The sequence below is a fragment of the Candidatus Nitrospira neuquenensis genome (assembly GCF_979578155.1).
On sequence record NZ_CEFZDU010000002.1, the window covers coordinates 1 to 20,844 of the forward strand.

General features: G+C 69.3%; 15 protein-coding genes and 1 CRISPR repeat array. Of the genes, 6 read left to right on the forward strand and 9 right to left on the reverse strand.

The window, feature by feature from the left end:
- Positions 1-19 precede the first annotated feature (19 nt).
- Positions 20-2,921: direct repeats of the CRISPR family, unit length 36 nt; unit sequence GATGGAACCTCGACCTGAACCAGAAGGGATTAAGAC.
- A 1,099-nt stretch (positions 2,922-4,020) separates the two neighbouring features.
- From AC1U7O_RS00640 to cas6, 6 genes are read left to right on the forward strand one after another with little or no spacing between them, the layout of a single operon-like run.
- Positions 4,021-5,274, forward strand: coding sequence for a TIGR02710 family CRISPR-associated CARF protein (locus tag AC1U7O_RS00640; protein WP_479892603.1), 1,254 nt, complete (start codon positions 4,021-4,023; stop codon positions 5,272-5,274).
- Positions 5,275-5,284: 10 nt separating this feature from the next.
- Positions 5,285-5,563 (forward strand): CRISPR-associated endonuclease Cas2, encoded by a 279-nt coding sequence (cas2, locus tag AC1U7O_RS00645; protein WP_479892604.1) that lies wholly within the window; start codon positions 5,285-5,287, stop codon positions 5,561-5,563.
- Positions 5,564-5,567: 4 nt separating this feature from the next.
- The gene (gene cas1, locus AC1U7O_RS00650; protein WP_479892605.1) at positions 5,568-6,554 is read left to right on the forward strand and encodes a CRISPR-associated endonuclease Cas1; all 987 of its coding nucleotides are present in this window, start codon (positions 5,568-5,570) and stop codon (positions 6,552-6,554) included.
- Positions 6,502-7,263, forward strand: a complete 762-nt coding sequence (locus AC1U7O_RS00655) for a CRISPR-associated endonuclease Cas1 (protein ID WP_479892607.1) — start codon at positions 6,502-6,504, stop codon at positions 7,261-7,263. Before cas1 ends, AC1U7O_RS00655 begins: the two co-directional genes overlap by 53 nt.
- A gap of 4 nt (positions 7,264-7,267) precedes the next feature.
- Entirely contained in the window at positions 7,268-7,600 is a 333-nt protein-coding gene (cas2, locus tag AC1U7O_RS00660; RefSeq protein WP_479892608.1) for a CRISPR-associated endonuclease Cas2, read from the forward strand.
- Positions 7,600-8,622, forward strand: a complete 1,023-nt coding sequence (gene cas6, locus AC1U7O_RS00665; RefSeq protein ID WP_479892609.1) for a CRISPR system precrRNA processing endoribonuclease RAMP protein Cas6 — start codon at positions 7,600-7,602, stop codon at positions 8,620-8,622. The genes cas2 (AC1U7O_RS00660) and cas6 overlap by 1 nt, the downstream gene beginning before the upstream one ends.
- An 18-nt stretch (positions 8,623-8,640) precedes the next feature.
- Here cas6 and AC1U7O_RS00670 read toward each other — a convergent pair whose 3' ends face one another.
- From AC1U7O_RS00670 to AC1U7O_RS00710, 9 genes are all read right to left on the reverse strand, one after another.
- A complete protein-coding gene (locus AC1U7O_RS00670; RefSeq protein WP_479892610.1) occupies positions 8,641-10,923 on the reverse strand; it encodes a CHAT domain-containing protein in 2,283 nt (760 codons plus the stop codon).
- Between the two features lie 248 nt (positions 10,924-11,171).
- Entirely contained in the window at positions 11,172-11,915 is a 744-nt protein-coding gene (locus AC1U7O_RS00675; RefSeq protein WP_479892611.1) for a HEPN domain-containing protein, read from the reverse strand.
- A gap of 303 nt (positions 11,916-12,218) precedes the next feature.
- Positions 12,219-14,972 carry a bifunctional acetate--CoA ligase family protein/GNAT family N-acetyltransferase gene (locus AC1U7O_RS00680; RefSeq protein WP_479892612.1) on the reverse strand — a complete coding sequence of 918 codons (2,754 nt, stop codon included), beginning with the start codon at positions 14,970-14,972 and terminating at the stop codon, positions 12,219-12,221.
- Positions 14,969-16,336 (reverse strand): MBL fold metallo-hydrolase RNA specificity domain-containing protein, encoded by a 1,368-nt coding sequence (locus tag AC1U7O_RS00685; RefSeq protein WP_479892613.1) that lies wholly within the window; start codon positions 16,334-16,336, stop codon positions 14,969-14,971. The genes AC1U7O_RS00680 and AC1U7O_RS00685 overlap by 4 nt, the downstream gene beginning before the upstream one ends.
- A 166-nt stretch (positions 16,337-16,502) precedes the next feature.
- Entirely contained in the window at positions 16,503-17,306 is an 804-nt protein-coding gene (locus tag AC1U7O_RS00690) for a CBS domain-containing protein (RefSeq protein WP_479892614.1), read from the reverse strand.
- 10 nt (positions 17,307-17,316) lie between these two features.
- The gene (locus tag AC1U7O_RS00695; protein WP_479892615.1) at positions 17,317-17,718 is read right to left on the reverse strand and encodes a c-type cytochrome; all 402 of its coding nucleotides are present in this window, start codon (positions 17,716-17,718) and stop codon (positions 17,317-17,319) included.
- 25 nt (positions 17,719-17,743) lie between these two features.
- Positions 17,744-19,474, reverse strand: a complete 1,731-nt coding sequence (locus AC1U7O_RS00700) for an HAD family hydrolase (protein WP_479892616.1) — start codon at positions 19,472-19,474, stop codon at positions 17,744-17,746.
- 74 nt (positions 19,475-19,548) lie between these two features.
- Complete coding sequence (locus AC1U7O_RS00705) at positions 19,549-20,004, reverse strand: Hsp20/alpha crystallin family protein (protein ID WP_479892618.1); 456 nt, start codon at positions 20,002-20,004, stop codon at positions 19,549-19,551.
- Positions 20,005-20,080: 76 nt separating this feature from the next.
- Positions 20,081-20,308: a hypothetical protein gene (locus tag AC1U7O_RS00710; RefSeq protein ID WP_479892619.1), complete on the reverse strand. Its 228-nt coding sequence runs from the start codon at positions 20,306-20,308 to the stop codon at positions 20,081-20,083.
- Positions 20,309-20,844 lie beyond the last annotated feature (536 nt).

Genomic DNA, 20,844 nt, shown 5'->3' on the forward strand with positions numbered 1-20,844 from the left:
GTTTCCGGAGTCGCATTGTGATGGAACCTCGACCTGAACCAGAAGGGATTAAGACATTGCATACCTCCTAATACTAAGACAACCCTCTTCGATGGAACCTCGACCTGAACCAGAAGGGATTAAGACCCAGTCGGCAATCTGATCGAACTTAAGCTCGATTGCCCCCGATGGAACCTCGACCTGAACCAGAAGGGATTAAGACCGCTCAGGGCCAGGGCCATTCTCCAAATGGCCCATAGGATGGAACCTCGACCTGAACCAGAAGGGATTAAGACGACGGTTCCTGGAGAAATCCAGGAACCGTTGGTGACGGATGGAACCTCGACCTGAACCAGAAGGGATTAAGACATGGCTATCCCCGTCCGGTTATTTCCTCTATTTCCTGATGGAACCTCGACCTGAACCAGAAGGGATTAAGACTGCCAAGGTAGGTGTCCCTTGGCGAGGAGCTCGGATGGAACCTCGACCTGAACCAGAAGGGATTAAGACCTTCCAGGTTGTCCATACCTGGAAGGGACCGTCGATGGAACCTCGACCTGAACCAGAAGGGATTAAGACTTTAAGGCCTTCAACGGAGGGCGGTCTAGGAACCGGGATGGAACCTCGACCTGAACCAGAAGGGATTAAGACTCTCCTCAGCGGTCATATTTTGCCAGTCCTTGGTCGATGGAACCTCGACCTGAACCAGAAGGGATTAAGACGGCTCAGGGCCAGGGCCATTCTCCAAATGGCCCATGATGGAACCTCGACCTGAACCAGAAGGGATTAAGACAAAAGCCGACCAGCGCACCGTCGTGGTGCATCCGGTCGATGGAACCTCGACCTGAACCAGAAGGGATTAAGACAAAAGCCCGGGCGCATAGGCCCGGGTTAAGTCCATTGATGGAACCTCGACCTGAACCAGAAGGGATTAAGACCCAGGCTCCGCTGACAATTACAATGTTATCCATGACGATGGAACCTCGACCTGAACCAGAAGGGATTAAGACAGGATTCTTCCTGTTCCTGCGGCATCTACCTGGCGCGGATGGAACCTCGACCTGAACCAGAAGGGATTAAGACCCTGGCGGAATGCAGCCTTGGCCTCCACTTCTTTGGATGGAACCTCGACCTGAACCAGAAGGGATTAAGACGGTGGGATATCGAGGAACTGGTCGAGGACCAGTTCCGATGGAACCTCGACCTGAACCAGAAGGGATTAAGACGGTCCTAGTCTCGAAGGGCCCGTCCCCTTTGCGGGATGGAACCTCGACCTGAACCAGAAGGGATTAAGACCTCCGCCGGTGATCAGGATGTTATCCATCATTCCTGGATGGAACCTCGACCTGAACCAGAAGGGATTAAGACTTCCCGCAGCATTACATATGCACTTTTCTGCCCGGATGGAACCTCGACCTGAACCAGAAGGGATTAAGACGTGAGCCCCGACCGTGACGTCCAGTGAGACGCCACGGATGGAACCTCGACCTGAACCAGAAGGGATTAAGACTAAATACGGGCCCCAGACGTTGTAGTCATTCAAAATTGATGGAACCTCGACCTGAACCAGAAGGGATTAAGACACTCGCTCATCTGCGGTCATGTTCTGCCAATCCTTGGATGGAACCTCGACCTGAACCAGAAGGGATTAAGACGCCCCAGTGCGCCACGCATCCGCCGCGACTGCGCCGTAGATGGAACCTCGACCTGAACCAGAAGGGATTAAGACAGAAGCCAGGGCGCATAGGCCCGGGTCATGTCCATGGATGGAACCTCGACCTGAACCAGAAGGGATTAAGACAAGGTGGGCTCCGCCTGGCCCGCGCCAAGCAGAGGATGGAACCTCGACCTGAACCAGAAGGGATTAAGACCATGCTGAGGAACATGCCGTGAGCCGATTACTGGATGGAACCTCGACCTGAACCAGAAGGGATTAAGACTGCGGCCTGGAGGTCTAACCTCCGGGCTTCACGGATGGAACCTCGACCTGAACCAGAAGGGATTAAGACATTTTGAGAATGGCCCATAGCCCGACCCCGGCAAGCGATGGAACCTCGACCTGAACCAGAAGGGATTAAGACCTGGCCCGCGCCAAGCAGAGTCACGGACACTTTGTTGAGCGATGGAACCTCGACCTGAACCAGAAGGGATTAAGACATCAAGATGTTATCCATATCTATATCCTCCTTCGCTCCGATGGAACCTCGACCTGAACCAGAAGGGATTAAGACCTCCCCCAGTGATCAAGATGTTATCCATATCTATAGATGGAACCTCGACCTGAACCAGAAGGGATTAAGACCTCGTAGAGCAGCCCATCCTTCGCCATCGCGCCCCCGATGGAACCTCGACCTGAACCAGAAGGGATTAAGACAGGTGTCCCTTGGCGAGGAGCTCACGGTACTCTACGATGGAACCTCGACCTGAACCAGAAGGGATTAAGACCCATTGTGTGGTCCTTGTAGTGAGGGTTACATGATGGAACCTCGACCTGAACCAGAAGGGATTAAGACACTGGACGGGTCGTCACCGTGATAGCCGGTGTCCCGATGGAACCTCGACCTGAACCAGAAGGGATTAAGACCGCCGCGCATGCCTGCAATCGCACGCATTCGGCGCTGATGGAACCTCGACCTGAACCAGAAGGGATTAAGACCTTCATGATGGGGTTCATCTGTTCTCCCCTCCTGCACAGATGGAACCTCGACCTGAACCAGAAGGGATTAAGACCTGCATCGGATAGACAGCTCTTTTTCAAGAAGCCAGATGGAACCTCGACCTGAACCAGAAGGGATTAAGACCAGCACACCGAGGGCGCACCGACCACCTTGCTGGTCGATGGAACCTCGACCTGAACCAGAAGGGATTAAGACCCTAACGCATGGACCAAGTTGAGAATACAGAGAGATGGAACCTCGACCTGAACCAGAAGGGATTAACCCTGGTCCGAAAATAACGGTGCGGTCTTCGAGCTGGGCTCCAGCGGGTGGCGTGGCGAGCGGGCCCCCCGGCGCCCGCAGCGGACGGGGCGAAGAGCCACACGGCCGTCAACGAGCACGTTCATCACAGGCCCTTGCCGCGACAACTCCCGAACGGCCCCCCCACGGGGGGAGGGGTGAAGCGAGGACGACGGGGGTGATCGCCGCAACAGGACCCGCCGGAGTCCGTGGATGCGTTATCAAATATTTTCGGATCAGGATTAAGACTCCTCATCGTGGCGGCAGCGGTCGCACATGGCGTTGGAAGTGAGCGCCGCCGACCGCGGCACTCGGGCCGGGAAAGCGCAGGCCCGTTGGGCTGGTCTGTTGCCGTGCGGTAGGACTGCGGCCGCGAAGGGCGGCAGGATGCACCCATGCACGGAGTTGGCGCTGCACATTGGACCGTTGGTCCGTGATGCTGTGAGCACAAGGGAGCAGAATGAGCGAAACTTCCCCAACCGGGAAGCTCTCCAAGGGGAGAGCGGCGGTATGGGCTGGATGCGCAGGGATGCTCCGCCTGGAAAGCACGGTACGTGAAGCAGGTGGACTCCAACAAATCGTCGCCACTTAACCCGCATTAGTCATGGCGGTTCGTGACGAAATCGCGCCGTCGCGCGCGCGACGGGCGCGCGGAGCCGCGAAGCAGGAGGCGTGCAACGCGCCGCACGTTGACCGCCCGAGCGGCGAGCCCGCCCGCCGGCATGCGCCGAAGGCCGCAGGCCGGCTTGTCGCAGCCGCGAATCCGCGATGCCAGGAGAAGCGTTCAGGAATCAGGCGGGGTTAACAGCACGTCTCAAAAGTCTGCCGTCGGCTTCTTGCGGCGCTCGGAGGCTCGCCGTCCGTAACGGGGGCCGGTTTGAAGGCCGTCACCTCGAGCCCCAGCCGCTGAATCGCGCCGGATTCTCTTCTCCGCCCACCCCTGTCCTTCCCCGTCGGTTCCTGCGACAACGTTGCGGCAACGTTTCTCCACTTGAGTCGCTCCCGGAGCTGCGCTATTACGGGCTCAAGCCGTGCTGGATTCGCCCGGTACGACCCTGCTCATGATCCGAAAGGGGAGGCACGCATGACGGCTGGCGGCGCGCTCATCATCTCGGTCGGCGGAACGCCCGAGCCGATCATCTCCAGCGTTCGGGAGCACAGCCCGGCCGCGGTCGTGTTCTTTTGCTCGGCCCACAGCGTGGAATCGGTCGGGCCCATCAAGGAGCGGCTGCGGGAGATGGGAATCGCCCTGGACGATGCAAAGGTCCTCGTGGAGGACCCGCAGGACCTCACGCTCTGCTACGAGCGCGCGCTGCGATGCGCCGAGTTGGTGCTTGCCGGCGGGAGGGCCCCGGCTGATGTGGTCGTGGATTTCACCGGGGGCACCAAGGCCATGACGGCGGCGCTGGTGCTCGCGACGGTCGGCCGGGGGTTCAAGTTTTCCTATGTCGGGGGAACGGAAAGGACGAAGCGGGGCCAGGGCGTCGTGGTCACGGGAGCCGAGGCGATCGTCCAGCGGGGGGACCCCTTCGTGCTGTTCGCCGTCGAGGAGCGCAAGCGGCTGGCGGGATTCTTTCGGACCTTCCAATTCAAGGCCGCGCGAGAGGTGGTCGCCGCTCTCCGAGCGCGCTCGCTGAGCGGGCCCGATGCCTCGGCCTTCGACATGGTGGGTGAGGTCGCGAAGGGTTATGAATGTTGGGAACGGTTCGAGTACCGGGCGGCGCATGAGACGCTGGGCCGCTGCGCCGGAAAATGGGCGACCGCCGTCCGCGCCAATCCCGGCATCCGGTACGCCTCGGTGTTGCCGGGTCTCCAGGCCAACGTCGCCTGGCTCAAGCGGATTGACGAGGCGACGGGTGGCGGCGCCCGCTACGACGCGCTTTTGATCGCGGACTTCGTGGCCAACGCGGAGCGCCGTGCCCTGGAGGGCAGCTACGACGACGGGATCGTGCGGCTGTACCGGGCGCTGGAGCTGGGGGCGCAGGTGGCGATCCAGCGGCGATTGCGCTGCGGCACGGATCGGGTGCCGTTGAGCGCGGTGCCCGACCCTCTCCGCGACGAGTTCCGCCGGCGGTACCGGGAATCGCAACGAGGCTGCGTGGAGATCCCCATGGAGGCCGCCTACCGCCTGCTGGGGGCGCTGGGCGAGCCGGAGGGCAGGCGTTTTGAGGCCCATGAGGAAGCATTCAGGAAAGTGCAGTCCGCCCGGAACCATTCCTGGCTGGCGCACGGGATGACGCCCGGCACGGAGGGGGCGTTCAGGAGCCTGCGGGAGCTGGTCTGCACCCTGCTCGAGGTGCGGGAATCGGTTGCCTTCGTCGAGCTGGACGAGAGCTGAGGCGGGAGCCATGCGCCGTTTGTACCTCGTCGCCTACGACATCTGCGAGATGAAGCGGTTGAACCGCGTGCGCGAGCTGCTCAAGGGCTACAGCACCGGCGGGCAGAAGTCCGTCTATGAGTGCTGGTTCAGCCCGGCCGAGCTGACCGAGGTGACGGAAACCCTGCGGCGCCTGATCGTGCCGGAGGAGGATCGGGTGCATGTGGTGACGGTGGACGGCCGGAGCCGGCCCCACGTCCTGGGCGTCGCGGTCCCGCCGGCCGATCCGGCCTTCTTCTACTTCGGGTAGCGACATGGGCGGCACGGCCTACATCGACCGCAAGGAGGCGGAATTGAGGCTCGACGGCCGGGCCCTGGCCCTCTACGTGGACGGGGTGCGCGAGGGGACCCTGCCGCTGGTTCCTCTGGACCGGCTGGTGCTGGTGGGCAACGTGACCGTGCACGCGAACGTGCTGCACCGGTGCTGCGAGGACGGCGTGTCGGTGGTCTTCCTGTCCGGCAAGCGACAGAGCTATCGCGGGCGGCTGGTGGGCCGGCTGCACCGCCATGCCCGCCTGCGCGTCCGGCAGTACGCGGCACGGACGGGCCCGCTGGCCCTCGCCCTGGCGCGCGAATGGGTGGGCCGGAAGCTCCGCGAGCAGGACCGGTTCCTTCGGGCGGCCGCCGACGAGCGCCCCGGCCTGCGGACTCCGCTGCTCAAGGGCGCGGACGTCGTCGCGGGCGCGTCGGCCAAAGTGGCCGACGCGGTGTCGGTCGAGAGCCTGCGCGGCCTGGAAGGCGCGGCGGCGGCCGCCTACTTCGAGGCGCTGACGACGCTGTTTCCTGGGAGCCTGGGGTTCGAAGGGCGCGAACGCCGGCCTCCGCGGGACCCGGTGAACGCGCTCCTGTCCCTGACCTATACGTTGGTGCACTGGGAGTGGGTGCGGGAGTGCGAGCTGATCGGCCTGGATCCCCTCGTCGGCTTCTACCATGACCTCGACTACGGGCGGGAGTCGCTGGCCTGCGACCTCATGGAACCGACCAGACCGGCGGTGGACCGGTGGGTGTGGGAGCGGTTCCGGACGAGGGACTTTCAGGAGCGGGACTTCTCGTCGGAGGCCGAGCGGCCGGGCTGTTATCTCAAGAAGGACGCCCGCGGCCGCTACTACGAGGCCTACGAGGACTGGATGCGGCCGCGCCGTGCGCAGATGCGGGCGGAGGTCGAGGCCCTGGCGCGGAGGGTGGGGGATGGAGAGGACGCTGTATCTGTCGGAGAGCCGGAAGCTGCGGGTGATGCGTGACGGGCCGTCGGTGCTCGTCGAGCACCGGGGGCGGGCGCCGCAGCGCGTGCCCGCCCGCCTGATCCGACGCGTGCTCGTCGCGGGCAACGTCGCCCTGGACAGCGGCATGCTGGCGCTCTTCGCCGAGCGCGGAGTGCCCGTGACCCTGCTCGATCGCGAGGGGCGCGCCGTGGCCGTCGTCTTGGGCGTGGAGGACGGGGACCGGCAGCGTCGAGCCAGGCAGGCAAGCCTGGCGGAGGATCCCCGGCGGCGCGAGCGGGTCGCCGCGTGGCTGGCGGCCTGGGAGCGGGGGCGCCGGCTCGTGCTCGCCACCTGGCTGGACCCGGCGGTGACCGGCGTCTGGCGGCGGGAGGGGTGCCGTACGCGGGATTACGAGGCGGTCGTCTGTGCGGCGGCGCGGGTCCGCGGCGCGGCTCCGGCGCTGCGCGGGTTCTTCCGCGGGGCGGTCTTGGAGCTTGTGGCCGCCGAGGTGTCGGCCCAGGGATGGGACGCGCATACGGGCGTGCGGCACCGCGATCAACCGCTGGGCTTCGTGAAGGACTGCGCGACCGTCCTGCATCCCGATGCCGATCGCCTCTGGCTGGAATCGGCCGCCGGGGGCGCCTCCGGCGCGGCGGCGGCCGCCCTCTTCGAGGCGGGGCGCCGGCGGATCGAATCGTTGGCGCGGCGGTTGTTGAGCCAATACGCGCGCCTGGTCTGGGAGGGCTAGCGGCATGCGCTCCGCCTACCTGGTGTGTTATGACATCACCGACCCGTCGCGGCTGGCCCGCGTGTTGCGGCTGATGAAGGGGGAGGGCGTGCACTTGGAGTATTCGGTCTTTCTCTGCTCCCTGTCTTGGCCGGAGTTGCAGGCGCTCAAGGAGAGGCTGGCGGGCCTCATCGAGGCCGCCAGCGACGATGTGCGGATCTATCCGTTGCCCTCCGGTCCGGCGATCGAGGCCTTGGGGCTCGAGGACCGTGTCCCGGAGGGCGTCTCGCTCCACCTGCCGCGCGAGGCCCGTGCGGCGCCGGACGGGGCGGGCGCCGAGCCGGTCGGAGCCGCCTGATGGAGCCGTTGCCGTCGGTCGCGGGCCTGCCCTTCTCGTTCGGCCGGTTCACGGTCACGCTCGCGCCCGAGCAGCCGTTGCGCCTGCCGCCCTACGCGGGCGGCATGTTCCGCGGCGCGTTCGGCCTCGCGCTGCAGCGCGTCGTCTGCGTGACGAGGACCTTTGAGTGTGCGCCCTGCGCGCTCAGGGACCGCTGCATCTATCCCTACGTCTTCGAGACCCCTCCGCCCTCCTCCACCCGGGTCATGCGGAAGTATCCGGCCGCGCCGCACCCCTTCGTCCTGGAGCCGCCGGAACCGGGCGGAACCGTGCTGCCGGCCGGCCGTCCCTTCCCGGTGGGGCTGACGCTCGTCGGCAAGGCCCTGCGGTACCTTCCCCACTTCGTCTCCGCCTTCGAGCAGGCCGGGCAGGTCGGCCTCGGCTCGCGCCGCGTCCGTTGCGGGGTTCGGGCGGTGGAGGCCGGGCGGGACGGACGGCGTTGGACGCTGTACTCGGCGGAGGACCGTGTGTTCCGTGCCGCCGACCCCTTCGAGGAGCACCTGCGGCTGGAGCTCTCCGCGCCCGAGCGCGACGGCGAGCCCGGCGCGCCGAGTCGGGTGAGCCTGACGTTGCTGACCCCGCTCCGGATCGTGTACGAGGAGCGGTTGTCCGGCGACCTCCCCTTCCATGTCCTCATCCGCAGCCTGCTGAGACGGCTGGCCCACCTGTCCTATTTCCACTGCGGGGGCGACCCTCGGACCGTGGCCTTTCGCGACTGGATCGCGTCGGCCCGGGGGGTGCGGGTGGCCGAGCACGCGCTCGCATGGCGGGATTGGGAACGGTACTCCTCACGCCAGCAGACGACCATGACGTTGGGCGGACTCGTCGGAACGGTGACCTATGCGGGGCATCTGGCCCCCTTTCTTCCCCTCCTCCGCCTCGGCCAGGTGATCCATGCCGGCAAGGGCACGAGCTTCGGGCTCGGCCGGTATCGGCTGGCCGAGGACGGCTCGTCGGCGGGTGGCGCGGAACCGGCCGGCTGAGGCCGGGAGGCCGGCGGCTTACCGGCCCAGGGCCCGGCCGCCCTGGAGGATGAAGGGCGCCCACAGCTCGACGGGGGCCTCGCCCTGGTAGCGCGCGCGCAGGGCCGCGATCGTCTCCAACTGCGCCTGGCGCAACGCGTCCGCGGGCGGCAGCTTGTGCAGGTTCTGGTAGAACGCCTTCATCTGATCGGCGGTGACCTCGTCCGCGACCGGCCAGAGGCTCATCAGGAGCGTCTGCGCGCCGGCCAGCGCGAAGGCGCGGCGCAGGCCGAAGACCCCTTCCCCGTTCTTGACCTCGCCCACGCCGGTGTTGCAGGCGGAGAGGACCACGAGCTCCGTCCCGTAGAGGTCCATCCCCGTGATCTCCAGGGCGGTGAGAATTCCGTCGTCGCCCTCGGTGATCTCCGCGGCATGGTTCGCGCCGGCCAGGGCGAGGCCCGAGCGGACCAGCGGGTTTTCCCGCCGTCGGGCGGGCGCGCGCCCCTCCACGGTGAGGTCCCGCGCGAAGAACCCGCCGCGGGTGTCCGCGGGGAAGTCCTGTGCCTCGTCGGCGAGGAAGAAGCCGTGCGTCGCCAAATGCAGGATGCGCGGGCTGCGCGTCCGCTTGACCGCGGTCTCGGTGGCGCGCTCGCCTTCCAGCACCAGTTTGCGGCCCGTGCGATCCGCGACCAGGGGGGGAATCTCGGCGGCCTCGCGTTCCGTCCCGGGCAGCGGCTGGAATTGCCCGCCGAAGTCCCGCGAGCGCAGGGCGCCGTCCCCGCCGCTCGACGCCGCCGGGGCGCCGCCGAAGGCCGGGTTGGCCGCCAGGAGCAGATCGCTCTCCGGCGGCATCGCGGCATCCTCCACGCCGATCAGGTCCCGGCCGCCGGTGACATAGACCGGCCGGTAGCGCTCGATCAGGAGCCGGCCGTCCCGGTCGGTCAGCGCCGCGAAGGGCACGAAGTTCAGCGCGCCGTCCGGGCTCAGCACCACCCGGTCGGTGGTCCCCAAGGCCCCCTCCAGCGGCGCCCAGACCCGCGCGTAGAGGTCCTGGAGCGCCCGCGTGCTCCGGGCGGCCCGCTCCGTCACGGCCGCGCCCCGCGCCTCCGGGGCTCCCGTGATCTGCCTGAGCGTGTCCGTGATCCGGCGCTCCAGCGCGTCCGCGTCGCCCAGGTCCACGAGCCGGACCTCGCCGGAGGCGGGCAGCACGAACGCCAGGTAGCGCCAGGAGCGCCACTCGCCCGTCGCGAACTCGTAGTCGCGAATCTTGACGAATTCCACCAGGGCGCCCTGTGTCGGAAGCCGCGCCGCGACGGCCTCCACGGTGACCGTCCGCCGCTTCAGCTCCTTCGCGATTGCCGCGCTCGCCTTCGCCAGGCGCGATTCGCTCTGCCCGATCTGTTCCCTCAGCGCCGCCTGCCGCTCTTGATACTCTTCGGCGGTCATCGCCTGGGGTCTGTTGAGCACCAACTGCGCAAGCCGGCTGCGCGCGTCCAAGAGGCGGTCGAACTCCTGCCGAGTCTCGGGCGACATCCGGCCTCGTAGGACCTGCTGCGTCCTCGCCTGGGCATCGAAGACGAGGCCCTTGCGCCGGAGCACCAGGTCCAGACCCTCCCGCAGCGCCTGCCGGTCAGTGGAAAATCGCCGGTGGATGAAGGACAGGAAGGCAAGACTGCTCCCCTTGATGGATTCGATGAAGGCCAATTGCTGATCTTCGGCCGTAAAGCTGAAGACCTCCTGGATGTGGCGGTCCTCGATGCGGAGCCCCTTCTTGAAGTGCTCCAGGGCCTGCCTGTCACGGTGCTGAGCGGCTTCCAGCGCCGCCAGGTTGTTGAGGCTGGCCGCCACGTCGGGATGGGTGGGGCCCAGGGCCTGCTCGAGGATCGCCAGGCTGCGCTGGAAGAGGGGCTCGGCCTTGGCATACTGGCCGGTCGCGCGATACAGTGCCGCCAGGTTGTTGAGGCTGGTGGCCACGTCGGGATGGGTCGGGCCCAGGGCTCGTTCCCGGATCGCCAGGCTGCGCTGGTAGAGGGGCTCGGCCTTGGCATACTGCCCCATCGAGGCATACAGTTCCGCCAGGTTGTTGAGGCTGGTGGCCACGTCGGGATGGGTGGGGCCCAGGGCCTGCTCGAGGATCGCCAGCATTCTTTGTGCAAGCGGGATGGCCTCGGCGTACTTCCCGGCCTGGTAGAGTGTCATGACTCGCTCGCCTAACTCCTTCGCCTCCTTGAGCGCCTCCCGTCCCGATGCGGGAGGCACCAAGAGGCCGACCAGGAACAGCGCGCCTAAGAGGCGGCGGAAGGCCCAGGTGGGGGTGCCCATCTTTATCCTCCATGCAGCCAACGACTCATGTGGTGTGCCACAGGTTCTCGGTCGCGTCATGCCGGCCCCGGATTGAACAGGTCCGGGGTAAACTTCCGCCGGCATGGCGATGACGCGACCCCGCGGGACACTGCTCCACGCGCCCGTCTCGCGCGTGACTGCGCGATTTCGTCACGACCCGCCATGAAGAATGCGCGCTGGTCCGGCTGTCCGAGGGTGCGAGGCGGGGCTGCGGGCGGATGGTGCGCTCAGCCCTTCGGCAGTCCCTCGACGATCGCCAGGACAGTCCTCGCCGTCTCAAGGGCCGCCGCCGCGTGGCTTCGCTGAGGCATCCCCGAGGGCAGCGTGCCGGGCAGGGCATCGGGATAGCGGGTGGGCACGTAGAACTGGTCGAGTTGCCGGAGTCCCTCCGACAGAGGGGAGAAGGCGGGGCGGGCTGAGTCCGGCAGTCCCTCCAACAGGTCCACGAGCGCGTGGGTCCGGGGTGTCAACTCGCCGATCGAAGCAAAGACGGCCTTGAGGGATTTCTCAGCGCATTGCTGCGCATGGAAGCAGACCTGATTAAAGAGGCCCGCTTGAAGGGCGAGCTCGGCCATGCGGAGGTCCTCCGAGGCAAAGCCGAGCCACCGCGCGGCATCCTCCCGCGGATGTAGGGGCATAACCGCTCCCTTGTTGATGATTTCTTCCCGGAAAAACGGCCGGTCCAGGCAGGCTGCCGCCTCTTCCGGGGTGTAGGCCAGGAATTGGACGCCGACCCGGGGGCGAACGAGCTCGGCCAGGCGAGCCGATCGGGACACGAAGGAGTCGGTCGAGCGCATGATCACGACCAGATCGAGGTCGCTCCAAGCGTGGACCCGGCCGGCGGCGACGGAGCCGAACACCCGGAGCTGGAGCACGCTCGGATCGCCGGCCAGGACCTGCCGGATGCGAACGAGCTCGTCTCGCAGGCGAGCCTCCCGATCGGCGATCTCCGCGGCGGCGATGCGCGACATCAGTAACCTCGTACGGCGGCCGTGAGAGGGGGAAAACCTAACACAGGCGCCTAGGCGGCGCAAGCTGCACGGCCCTAGCCCCAGATTCAGGGCCGTTCGCCCTGAGCCTGTCCAAGGGCACGCGCTTGCAACGGGTTCCGTTCATGGTTCGACAGACTCACCACGAGCGGATTGGCGGGGCACCACACGAGGGTTCCGTCCTGTCACTTCCGTGCGTCATTCCGGCCAAGGCCGCCGGGCGGCCGCGAGCCGGAATCCAGCGACGTTGCAAGATCCTGGATGCCGGCCCCGGATTGAAGCGGGCTAGGCGCCAAGCGGCGAGACCCTGATCCGCGCGTCGGCGATGCAGCAGCCGCGGCCGGGCGGGAGGGCGAAGACGGGGTTCAGGTCCAGCTCCGCGATCTCCGGCGCCTCCTCGACGAGCCGCGAGAGGCGCAGCAGCAGCTCTTCGAGCGCGTCCAGGTCGGCCGGCGGATGGCCGCGATAGCCCTCCAGCAGCCTGATCCCCTTGATCCCCCGCACCATCTCCGCCGCGTCGCGGTCGGTGAGCGGCGTGACGCGGAAGCGCACGTCCCCCAGGATCTCCACGTGGACGCCGCCCAGGCCGAAGGCGATCAGCGGGCCGAACAGCGGGTCCTGCACGACGCCCGCCATCACCTCCACGCCGCCCGCGACCATCGGCTGGACGAGCGCGCCGTCCATCGCGTCGAGCCGGCCCTCCCGCGCGAGCCGCTCGCGGACCTCCTCGAAGGCGCGGCGGACCGCCGCCTCGTCGGCGAGGTTGAGCCGCACGCCGCCGAGCTCCGTCTTGTGGACGAGCTGCCGCGAGGCCAGCTTGAGCGCGACGGGGAAGCCGATGCGGCAGGCCAGCGCCGCCGCCTCGTCCGCCGTCCGCGCGACGCCGCCCGGCGGGAGCGGCGCCCGCGCGGCTCCGAGCACCGCCCGCGTCTCCTCCGCCGAGAGCCACCCCGCGCCGCGCTCGGCCAGCGCCCTCCGGCAGGCCTCGCGCGCGGCCGGCCAGTCCGCGTCGTCGAAGTCCGGGATCATGCCCGGCGGCTGCGCGCGGCGCTCCGCGTAGGCGGCCAGGTGGGCCAGCACCCGCGCCGGCGTCTCGGGATAGGCGTAGCAGGGCAGGCGCGCCTCGGCCAAGGACGCGGGCGCTTCGGTCCCCTCCTCGCCCATCCAGCAGAGCAGCACCGGCGTCGTGGCCGCCCCGGCCGGCCGCGCCGCCCGTCCCCTCGCGACCCCTTCGCCGATCGCCCCGGCCACGGCCTCCAGGTTGCTCCAGTCCAGCGGGATGTAGATGACGATCAGCGCGTCCACCTCGCCGGAGGCGAGCAGCAGTTCGACCGCGCGGCGGTAGTCGTCCGGCCCCGCCGAGGCGATGAGATCCACCGGGTTGGTGAGGCCCGCCGTCGGCGGGAGGAACGAGGCCAGCGTCGCCCGCGTCGCGTCGGAGAGCCGCGGCAGGGTCAGCCCGCCCGCCTCGCACATGTCGGCGCAGAGGATGGCCGGGCCGCCCGCGTTGGTGACCACGGCCACGCGCCGCCCGGATGGCAGGGGCTGGCTCTCCAGCGCGGTCGCGAGCGCGAAGAGGTCCTCCAGCGTGTCGGCGCGAATGATGCCCGTCTGGTGAAACAGCGCGTCCACCGCGACGTCGCTCGCGGCGAGCGCGGCCGTGTGCGAGCCGGCCGCGCGGTTGCCGGCCGTCGAGCGGCCGCCCTTCACGGCGACGATCGGCTTGCGGCGGCTCACGCGGCGCGCGATCCGGGCGAACCGCCGCGGGTTCCCGAAGGACTCCAGGTAGAGCAGGATCACCGCCGTGCCCGGGTCCTCCTCCCAGTACTGCAGCAGGTCGTTGCCGGAGACGTCGGCCTTGTTGCCGATGCTGACGAAGGTCGAGAGCCCGAGGCGCAGGCGGCGCGCCGCCGCGAGGATCGCCAGCCCCAGCGCGCCGCTCTGCGTGAGCATGGCGACGCGGCCGGCCGGCGGAAAGACGGGGGAGAAGGTCGCGTTGAGCGTCACGGCCGGGTCGGTGTTGAGGATGCCCATGCAGTTGGGGCCGATCAGGCGCATCCCCGCGCCGCGCACCAGTTCCACCAGCCGGTCCTGGAGCGCGCGGCCCTCCGGTCCGACCTCGGCGAAGCCGGCGGTGATGACGACGAGCGCCTTCACGCCGCGCGCGGCGCAGTCGTCGACCACGGCCGCCACCGCCTCGCGCGGGACCGCGATGACGGCCAGGTCCACCGGCTCGGGGATCTCGCGGACCGAGCGGTAGGCGCGCAGGCCCTGGAGCTCGGCCGCCTTCGGGTTCACGGGGTAGATCGGGCCCCGGAAGGGCTCGGCCAGCAGCGCGCGGAGGAGTCGGCCGCCGATGCTCGCGGGCTCGCGCGAGGCGCCGACCACCGCCACCGCCCGCGGCTTGAAGAAGGGGCGCAGCGAGGCGGTCGTCGCCACGCGGTCCCGCAGCTCCGAGCGGGCCACGGTCGTCTCGTTGGGGACGGCCGTCAGCTCGATCTCCATCTCCGCGCCCTCCACCCGCTCCCGGAGCTGGAAGCCGGACTCGCGGAACACCTCGCGCATGGCCAGGTTCTCCGCGTGCGTGACCGCCCAGAGCCGCTCGAACCCGTGCCGCGCGGCGAGCACTGCGAGCCGCTCCAGGAGCAGCGTGCCCAATCCCTTGCCGTGGAAGTCGTCGTCCACGGCCATCGCCACCTCGGCCGTCGTCGGCCCGCGCGCCGTGTAGGAGCCGACCGCGATCACGACCGGCGCGCCCTCGCGCAGGCGGAAGACGAGGAGGGTCTGCAGCCGGCGCGGGTCGTCGTTCCGGCAGAGCGCGGCGAGCAGCGCCGGCGGCGGCGCGGACTCGGAGAAGAACCGCAGCCGGCGGGACTCCGGCGAGAGGCGGTCCACGAAGGCCTGGAGCGCCGGCCGGTCGTCCGGCCGGGCGAGCCGGATCAGCGCCGTCGTCCCGTCGCGCATGACCAGGTGGCCCCCCTCGGCCTCGGCCTCCGAGAGGAGCGGGATGTAGAGCGGCTTCACGTGGGTGCCGGTCATAGCCTTGCCGCATCTCCCAACGAGGGCATCTCGGCCTTGAGCCCGAACCGGCGCTCCAGCGCCCGGGCCAGGGCCGCCATCTTCTCCGGCTCGCCGTGGACGAGGAACGTGCGCGGCTTCGGGTCCCGGAAGCCGCCGACCCAGTCGAGCAGGCCGCTCTGGTCGGCGTGGGCCGAGAGGCCGTTGATCGTCGCGATGCGCGCCCGGACTTCCGTGACGCGGCCCAGCACCGAGACGCGGGTCGCGCCGTCCACCAGGCGGCGGCCCAGCGTCCCGGCGACCTGGAAGCCGGTGAACACCACGCAGGAGCGGGGATCGCCCAGGTGCCGCGCCAGGTGCTCCTGGATGCGGCCGCCCTCGCACATGCCGCCGCCGGCGAGGATGATCGCGCCGCGCCGCCGCGCCAGCGCGCGCGAGGCCGCCGCCGACTCGGTGAAGGTGACGCGCGGGGCGCGCGGGTTCGCGGGGGGATGCCGGATCAGCCCGCTGGCCTCCTCGTCGAAGGCTTCCCGGTGCCGGCCGTACACCTCCGCCGCGCGGATGGCCATGGGGCTGTCGAGGAAGACCTGCGGGCGGTCGAGCGCGCCCTCCAGCGTGAGCCGGTGGATCATGTACAGCACGTCCTGGCTGCGGCCGATCGCGTAGACGGGCATGAGCACCGTGCCGCCGGCCTCGATCGTCTCGCGGAGCACGCGGCCCAGCTCCGCGACCGTCTCGGGGAGGCTCTTGTGGTCGCGGTCGCCGTAGGTGGATTCCAGGACCAGCGCGTCCGCCCGCGCGATCGGCGTGGGATCGCGGACGATCGGCTTGTTCCGGTGGCCGAGGTCGCCGGAGAAGACGAGCGTGCGGCCGTCCAGCCGCAGCTCGACGATCGCCGAGCCGAGGATGTGGCCGGCGTCGCTGAACCTCACGCGGCAGCCGCGGGACAGCGCGAGCTCCCGGCCGTAGGGGTGGCCCTCGCAGCGGGCGAGCGTCCGGTCCACGTCGGCGAGCGTGTAGAGCGACGGCTCCCCGTCGCCGCGCTCCCGCTTCCCCCGCGGGCCCGCGGGCCGCCTGAGCCGGACGAAGTCCTCCCAGAGCACCGGCAGCAGGTCCTTCGTGATGGCCGTCGTCAGGAGACGGCCGCGGAAGCCCTCGGCGACGAGCCGCGGCGCGAGCCCCGTGTGGTCGAGGTGCGCGTGGGTCAGGATCGCCGCGTCGAGCGACGCGGGGTCGAAGGCGAAGGGCGCCCCGTTGCGCGCCGTCTGCTCGTCGGGCCCCTGGATGAGCCCGCAGTCCACCAGCACCCGCTCGGACTCCCCCTCTACCAGGAAGCAAGAGCCGGTGACCATGCGGGCCGCGCCGAGGAACCGAATGGTCGTCATCGGAGCCGTGCGGTCACGCCGCCGCCAGGGCGGAGCTCGCTATGCCGGCGGCCCGCCCCCGAGGTCCACGAGCAGGCCCACGTCGGAGACGAGCAGGGCATAGCACATCCCCCGAGACCCGATCAAGGTCGAGGCGGTGTCCGACAGGCGGCATCCTCGCGGGCCGCTACGGTCTCCCGACGGCCTTGGGTTCATCTTGCAGATGGAGGCGGCGCGGCACGCCGGGGACCTGGCTCAGAAGCCAGACCAGGAACGCCGCGAACGCCGAGAGCGCGACGATGGCGAGGAACCACTTCAGGTTATCGGTCCACCGCGCCCCGCCTCCGCCGAACCGCCGCCCGCGGTGACGGGGGGGCGCCGGCGGCGTGACCGTCGCCCGCGCGACCGCCCTGACCGGACGGCCGCCGTACGCCGGCACGGGCGTGAGGGAGGCGGCGGGGTGGCCCAGGGGGGCGGGCTCGGCGGCCATCGTGAGCGCCGCGGCCCCCGCCGGCTCGTCCGGAGGCCCGAGCGCGGCGGAGGCGGCGGGCTCGGTGTCCGGTCTCCCGTCGCGGAGCTGTCGGCGGAGGACCTGCGCGAGCGCCGGGGCGTGGCTGAGGTCCATGAGCAACAGGTCGTCGAGCGTCAGGATCGAGGCGAGCCGCCCGGCCTCGTCCACGATCGGCAGGCGGCGGATCCCCTGCTCGGCCATGAGCGCGACCGCGGCCCCAAGGTCCTGCTCCAGCGTGATCGTCACAAGGGGATGAGACATGATCGCGCGGACGGTCGTGGCCCGGCCGTCGAGCCCGGCGGCCAGGACGCGGACCACCAGGTCCCGGTCGGTCACCATCCCGACCGGCACCATGTTCTCCACCACCACGAGGTCGCCCACGCGGCGCGAGGCCATCAGGAAGGCCGCCTCCACGACCGTCGTGTCCGGCGTCACCGTGTAGACGGTGGGGGGCAGCGGGGTGTCGGGCCGGTCCGCCATGGGCCTCCGCTCAGGACAGGGGGATGAAGGGCGCTCGGGCCCGGATGTAGCCCAGGATGTCGAGCATCTGGGCCTCCGTCAGGCGGTCGCGCCAGCCGTGCATCGGGCTGAAGACGATCCCCTGCGCGATCAGGGTGAGCAGTTCGACGTCCGTCTTGGCGCGGGAGCGGACGGACTGCAGGTCCGCGGGCGGCACGATCAGCGCGAGGCCGTCGGGCCCGTTCCCGTCGAGCCGCGGTCCGTGGCAGCGGAGGCAGTGCCGCTCGTAGAGCGCGCGCCCGGCCCTCTCGTCCGGCGCGTGCGCCGCGGAAGGACCGTTCTGCGCCGCGGCCCGCGACGCCTGGAATGACGCGCCGAGCGAGGCGCCGAGGATGATCGCCAGCACGCCGAGCGTCGCGGTTCCCCTTCGCATGATCGGCTCCTTTCGTCCGAACGGTTCAGCGCCGCGCCTCCAGCTCCGCGTAGTGGGCGGCCACGGTCTGCCGGAGCGCCTCCTGGAGGTCCTTCCCCTTGAGCCGCCGGTTCGACAGCTTGCGGAGCGCGCCCGCCAGCTCCGCATCGCCGAGGGTCCCGTCCGTCCACTGGGCAAAGTCCTGGCGCGCGTCGTGATACTCCAGGCTCTCGACCGGCAGCAGCGGCAGCAGGTGGAGGAACTCCGACAGGCTCGCCGCCTCCCGCCCGATCTCGCCCCGCGCGTCGCGGAACCGGAACCGCTTGCCCGGCGGCAGGGGCACGTCGAGGTACTTGTACAGGTGCCGGATGTGGGGCACCCGCCGGATGGCCGAGCGGAGGCGAACCACGGTGCCGCCCGTCAGCCAGGCGCATCCCGGCGGGATCCGCGCAAGATCCGTCGCACCGTCCAGCAGGGCGCCGCAGTGCTCCCGGAGGCCGGCCAGGGCCTCCGGCTCGGCCAGGCGCGTGACCAGGCAGTGCCGGAGCGTCCGCAATACCGCGGGCGAGACCCGGTCCGGCCGGTAGGACACGACGGCCCAGCCGCCGCCGTCGAGCATCGGCACGACGATCTCCGCCAGCTCTCCGCCCGACCGCGGCAGGAACTGCTGCGCCTCCTCGATCACGATCCAGTGCGGGCGGTACTTGCGCTCGCGGAGCGGCCGGATGGCGCGGAGCAGCTCGGCGACGTACTCGGTCCGCTGGGGGCAGGGATAGGCGCTCAGGTCCACGACGGCCGAGACGCTCCCCGTATCCAGCAGCGCCGCCACCGTGGAGGGCGGCGGCATCGTGTCCCGCTCACCGCCCAGCGCGACGAAGCGCGGCAGGGCCCGCAAGCCGCGGAAGTCCCCCTCCGGGTCGATCAGCAGGACCTGATAATCGGCATGGTGCAGGCCCTCGGCGAGCAGGCCGGCCATCCAGGACTTGCCCGTCGCGGAGTCGCCGAACACGCCGAGGTTCCGGCCGGCGAGCCGCGAGGCGGGCAGCGCCACCTCGTCGCCGGCTTCGGTCCGGCCCAGCACGATGCGCCGCTCCCGGCGCAGCGGGCGGTCGAGGAACTGCCCCGCCAGCGGGTACTGCCGCAGGACCTCCAGGACGCCGTCCGGCCCGGGACGCTCGGCCACCACGTCGACGATGTCGAGCACCGCGGGGACCGCGTCGCCGACGGCCACCGACACCTCCGCCAGCCGCAGCATGGAGAGGTCGTTCTCCGCGTCGCCGAAGGCGGACAGGTTGCGGGCCGAGAAGCCGCAGAGCGCCAGGAGGCGCTCCAGCCCCGCCCCCTTGGCGCAGCCGGGCGGCGTGAGCATCACCTGCCCCTTGTTGTACTCGATCGTGGCTCCGCCCCCGTGGCTCGCGAGCACTTCCCAGGCCCTCGCGTCGTGGGGCGTCCACGTGGCGGCGATCGCCAGCCCGCGCAAAAGCGGCACCCCGGCATTCTCCAGGTCCTTGAGCAGGCGCCCGTCGAGCTCGCCGAACGGCAGGTAGATCTCCCCGCTCGCGCTGTGCGTCAGCACGGCCCCGTTCTCCCAGACCACGCCCGTGAAGAGGTTCCCCAGTGTGCCCAAGGACACCGTCTCGAACCGCCGGCCGGTCACCAGGAACAGGGCGTGGCCCGTCGCGCGGCAATCCTCCAGCGCGTGCGCCAGCTCGGACGGCACCCGGCCCTCACGGGCCAGGGTGCCGTCGAAGTCGAAGGCCAGCAGGCGGCGGTACATGGTGAACGCGAAGCGCGAGACGCGAGGGGAGCGGGGGCCTGTCACCCGTCACCCGTCGCGTCTCGCTGCTCGTCTCAGCCGACCTTGACCTCGATGCTCTTCGGCTTGGCCTTCTCGGATTTGGGCAGGTGCACCTTGAGCACGCCGTCCTTGAACTCGGCGGACACCTTGGCGCCGTCGGCGTCCTCGGGGAGCGTGAAGCTCCGCAGGAAGCTCCCGTAGGCGCGCTCGAGGCGGTGGTACTTCTTGCCCTTCTCCTCCTTCTCGGACTTCCGCTCGCCGGAAATCGTGAGGACGTCGTCCTGCACCGAGACCTTCACGTCCTCCTTCTTGACCTCGGGCAGCTCCGCCTTGATGAGGTATTCTTTCTCGTCCTCGACGATGTCCACGAGCGGCGCCCATTCCGCAACGGTCAAGGACTCCTGCTTGTCGCCGTCCTTGCGGATCGGCGCGCGGCCGAACAGCGTGGCGAACCGCTTCTCCATCTCCTCCAGCTCCTTGAAGGGATCCCAGCGTACCAAGGCGTTCATCTCGACACCTCCTGTGTAGGGTGAATGGTCCTGGCCGGCGCCCCGCCGCGCGCCGGCTTTGCGTCCCGTGCGTCCATCACGCCGCTGGCTGCGTTGGGCGGACCTCGGCGGGGTGGACCGTGTAGGTGGCCGGTCCGCGCCGCGACAGGCGGAGCGCGCCCGTGCGGCTCAGGTGGTCCACGTGGAGGAAGACCTGGTTCCAGGTCAGCTCCGGACAGACCAACACCAACTCCTCGATCAGACAACCGGGATGCTCCGCCACCGCCCGGATGATCCGCTCCCTGATGACCGATGAGTCGTTCATGGCTCCCTCCGTGGATGTCTCGAGCCGATGGTCGCCTCCTGCGGCATGCCGGACGAAATGCACAGAGAATGCCAGCATGGACGCGGGCAAGAAGATCGCAAGTCCCTGACAGTGCGGGCGGCGCCGGCGGGGCCCGCGGCGACCGGTCCGTCGGCTGGGGAATAACAGGTCAGCGGTGAGAGGAGGCCCTGTCGCCTTCTGCCCCAGGCGGCGAAGCGGAGGCGTCCGCCTGGCCCGAGGGGGCGGGGACGGCCGGGCGGTGTGTCGCGGGCGGCCGGCGCACGCCTTGATTCGCTGCCCCGGAGATCTACCTATAGATCGAAGGAGGTGAAGCCGGAGCCAAGAAGGGGTTCGCAGCCCAGCTCGGTGGCCCGCCTCCGTGCAGCCAGCGAGCGAAGGGCACCGCCCCTGAGCCAGTCGCGGGACCCCAGTCCGACAGACGCGCCACCCCCTCGGTGCCGGGAGAGGCACGGCCGGCAGTCAGGGCCCGATGAGCGGGGGCGCGAGGCAACCGGCCAGGCGGGGACATGCCGGGT

What these genes read in the sequence shown, in the direction of transcription:
- AC1U7O_RS00695 (WP_479892615.1), bottom strand. Translation starts at nt 17,718, where the DNA reads ATGCGAAGGGGAACCGCGACGCTCGGCGTGCTGGCGATCATCCTCGGC.
- cas2 (WP_479892608.1), top strand. Translation starts at nt 7,268, where the DNA reads ATGCGCTCCGCCTACCTGGTGTGTTATGACATCACCGACCCGTCGCGG.
- AC1U7O_RS00680 (WP_479892612.1), bottom strand. Translation starts at nt 14,972, where the DNA reads ATGACCGGCACCCACGTGAAGCCGCTCTACATCCCGCTCCTCTCGGAG.
- AC1U7O_RS00690 (WP_479892614.1), bottom strand. Translation starts at nt 17,306, where the DNA reads ATGGCGGACCGGCCCGACACCCCGCTGCCCCCCACCGTCTACACGGTG.
- AC1U7O_RS00685 (WP_479892613.1), bottom strand. Translation starts at nt 16,336, where the DNA reads ATGACGACCATTCGGTTCCTCGGCGCGGCCCGCATGGTCACCGGCTCT.
- cas1 (WP_479892605.1), top strand. Translation starts at nt 5,568, where the DNA reads ATGGGCGGCACGGCCTACATCGACCGCAAGGAGGCGGAATTGAGGCTC.
- AC1U7O_RS00705 (WP_479892618.1), bottom strand. Translation starts at nt 20,004, where the DNA reads ATGAACGCCTTGGTACGCTGGGATCCCTTCAAGGAGCTGGAGGAGATG.
- AC1U7O_RS00655 (WP_479892607.1), top strand. Translation starts at nt 6,502, where the DNA reads ATGGAGAGGACGCTGTATCTGTCGGAGAGCCGGAAGCTGCGGGTGATG.
- AC1U7O_RS00710 (WP_479892619.1), bottom strand. Translation starts at nt 20,308, where the DNA reads ATGAACGACTCATCGGTCATCAGGGAGCGGATCATCCGGGCGGTGGCG.
- AC1U7O_RS00700 (WP_479892616.1), bottom strand. Translation starts at nt 19,474, where the DNA reads ATGTACCGCCGCCTGCTGGCCTTCGACTTCGACGGCACCCTGGCCCGT.
- AC1U7O_RS00640 (WP_479892603.1), top strand. Translation starts at nt 4,021, where the DNA reads ATGACGGCTGGCGGCGCGCTCATCATCTCGGTCGGCGGAACGCCCGAG.
- cas2 (WP_479892604.1), top strand. Translation starts at nt 5,285, where the DNA reads ATGCGCCGTTTGTACCTCGTCGCCTACGACATCTGCGAGATGAAGCGG.
- AC1U7O_RS00675 (WP_479892611.1), bottom strand. Translation starts at nt 11,915, where the DNA reads ATGTCGCGCATCGCCGCCGCGGAGATCGCCGATCGGGAGGCTCGCCTG.
- AC1U7O_RS00670 (WP_479892610.1), bottom strand. Translation starts at nt 10,923, where the DNA reads ATGGGCACCCCCACCTGGGCCTTCCGCCGCCTCTTAGGCGCGCTGTTC.
- cas6 (WP_479892609.1), top strand. Translation starts at nt 7,600, where the DNA reads ATGGAGCCGTTGCCGTCGGTCGCGGGCCTGCCCTTCTCGTTCGGCCGG.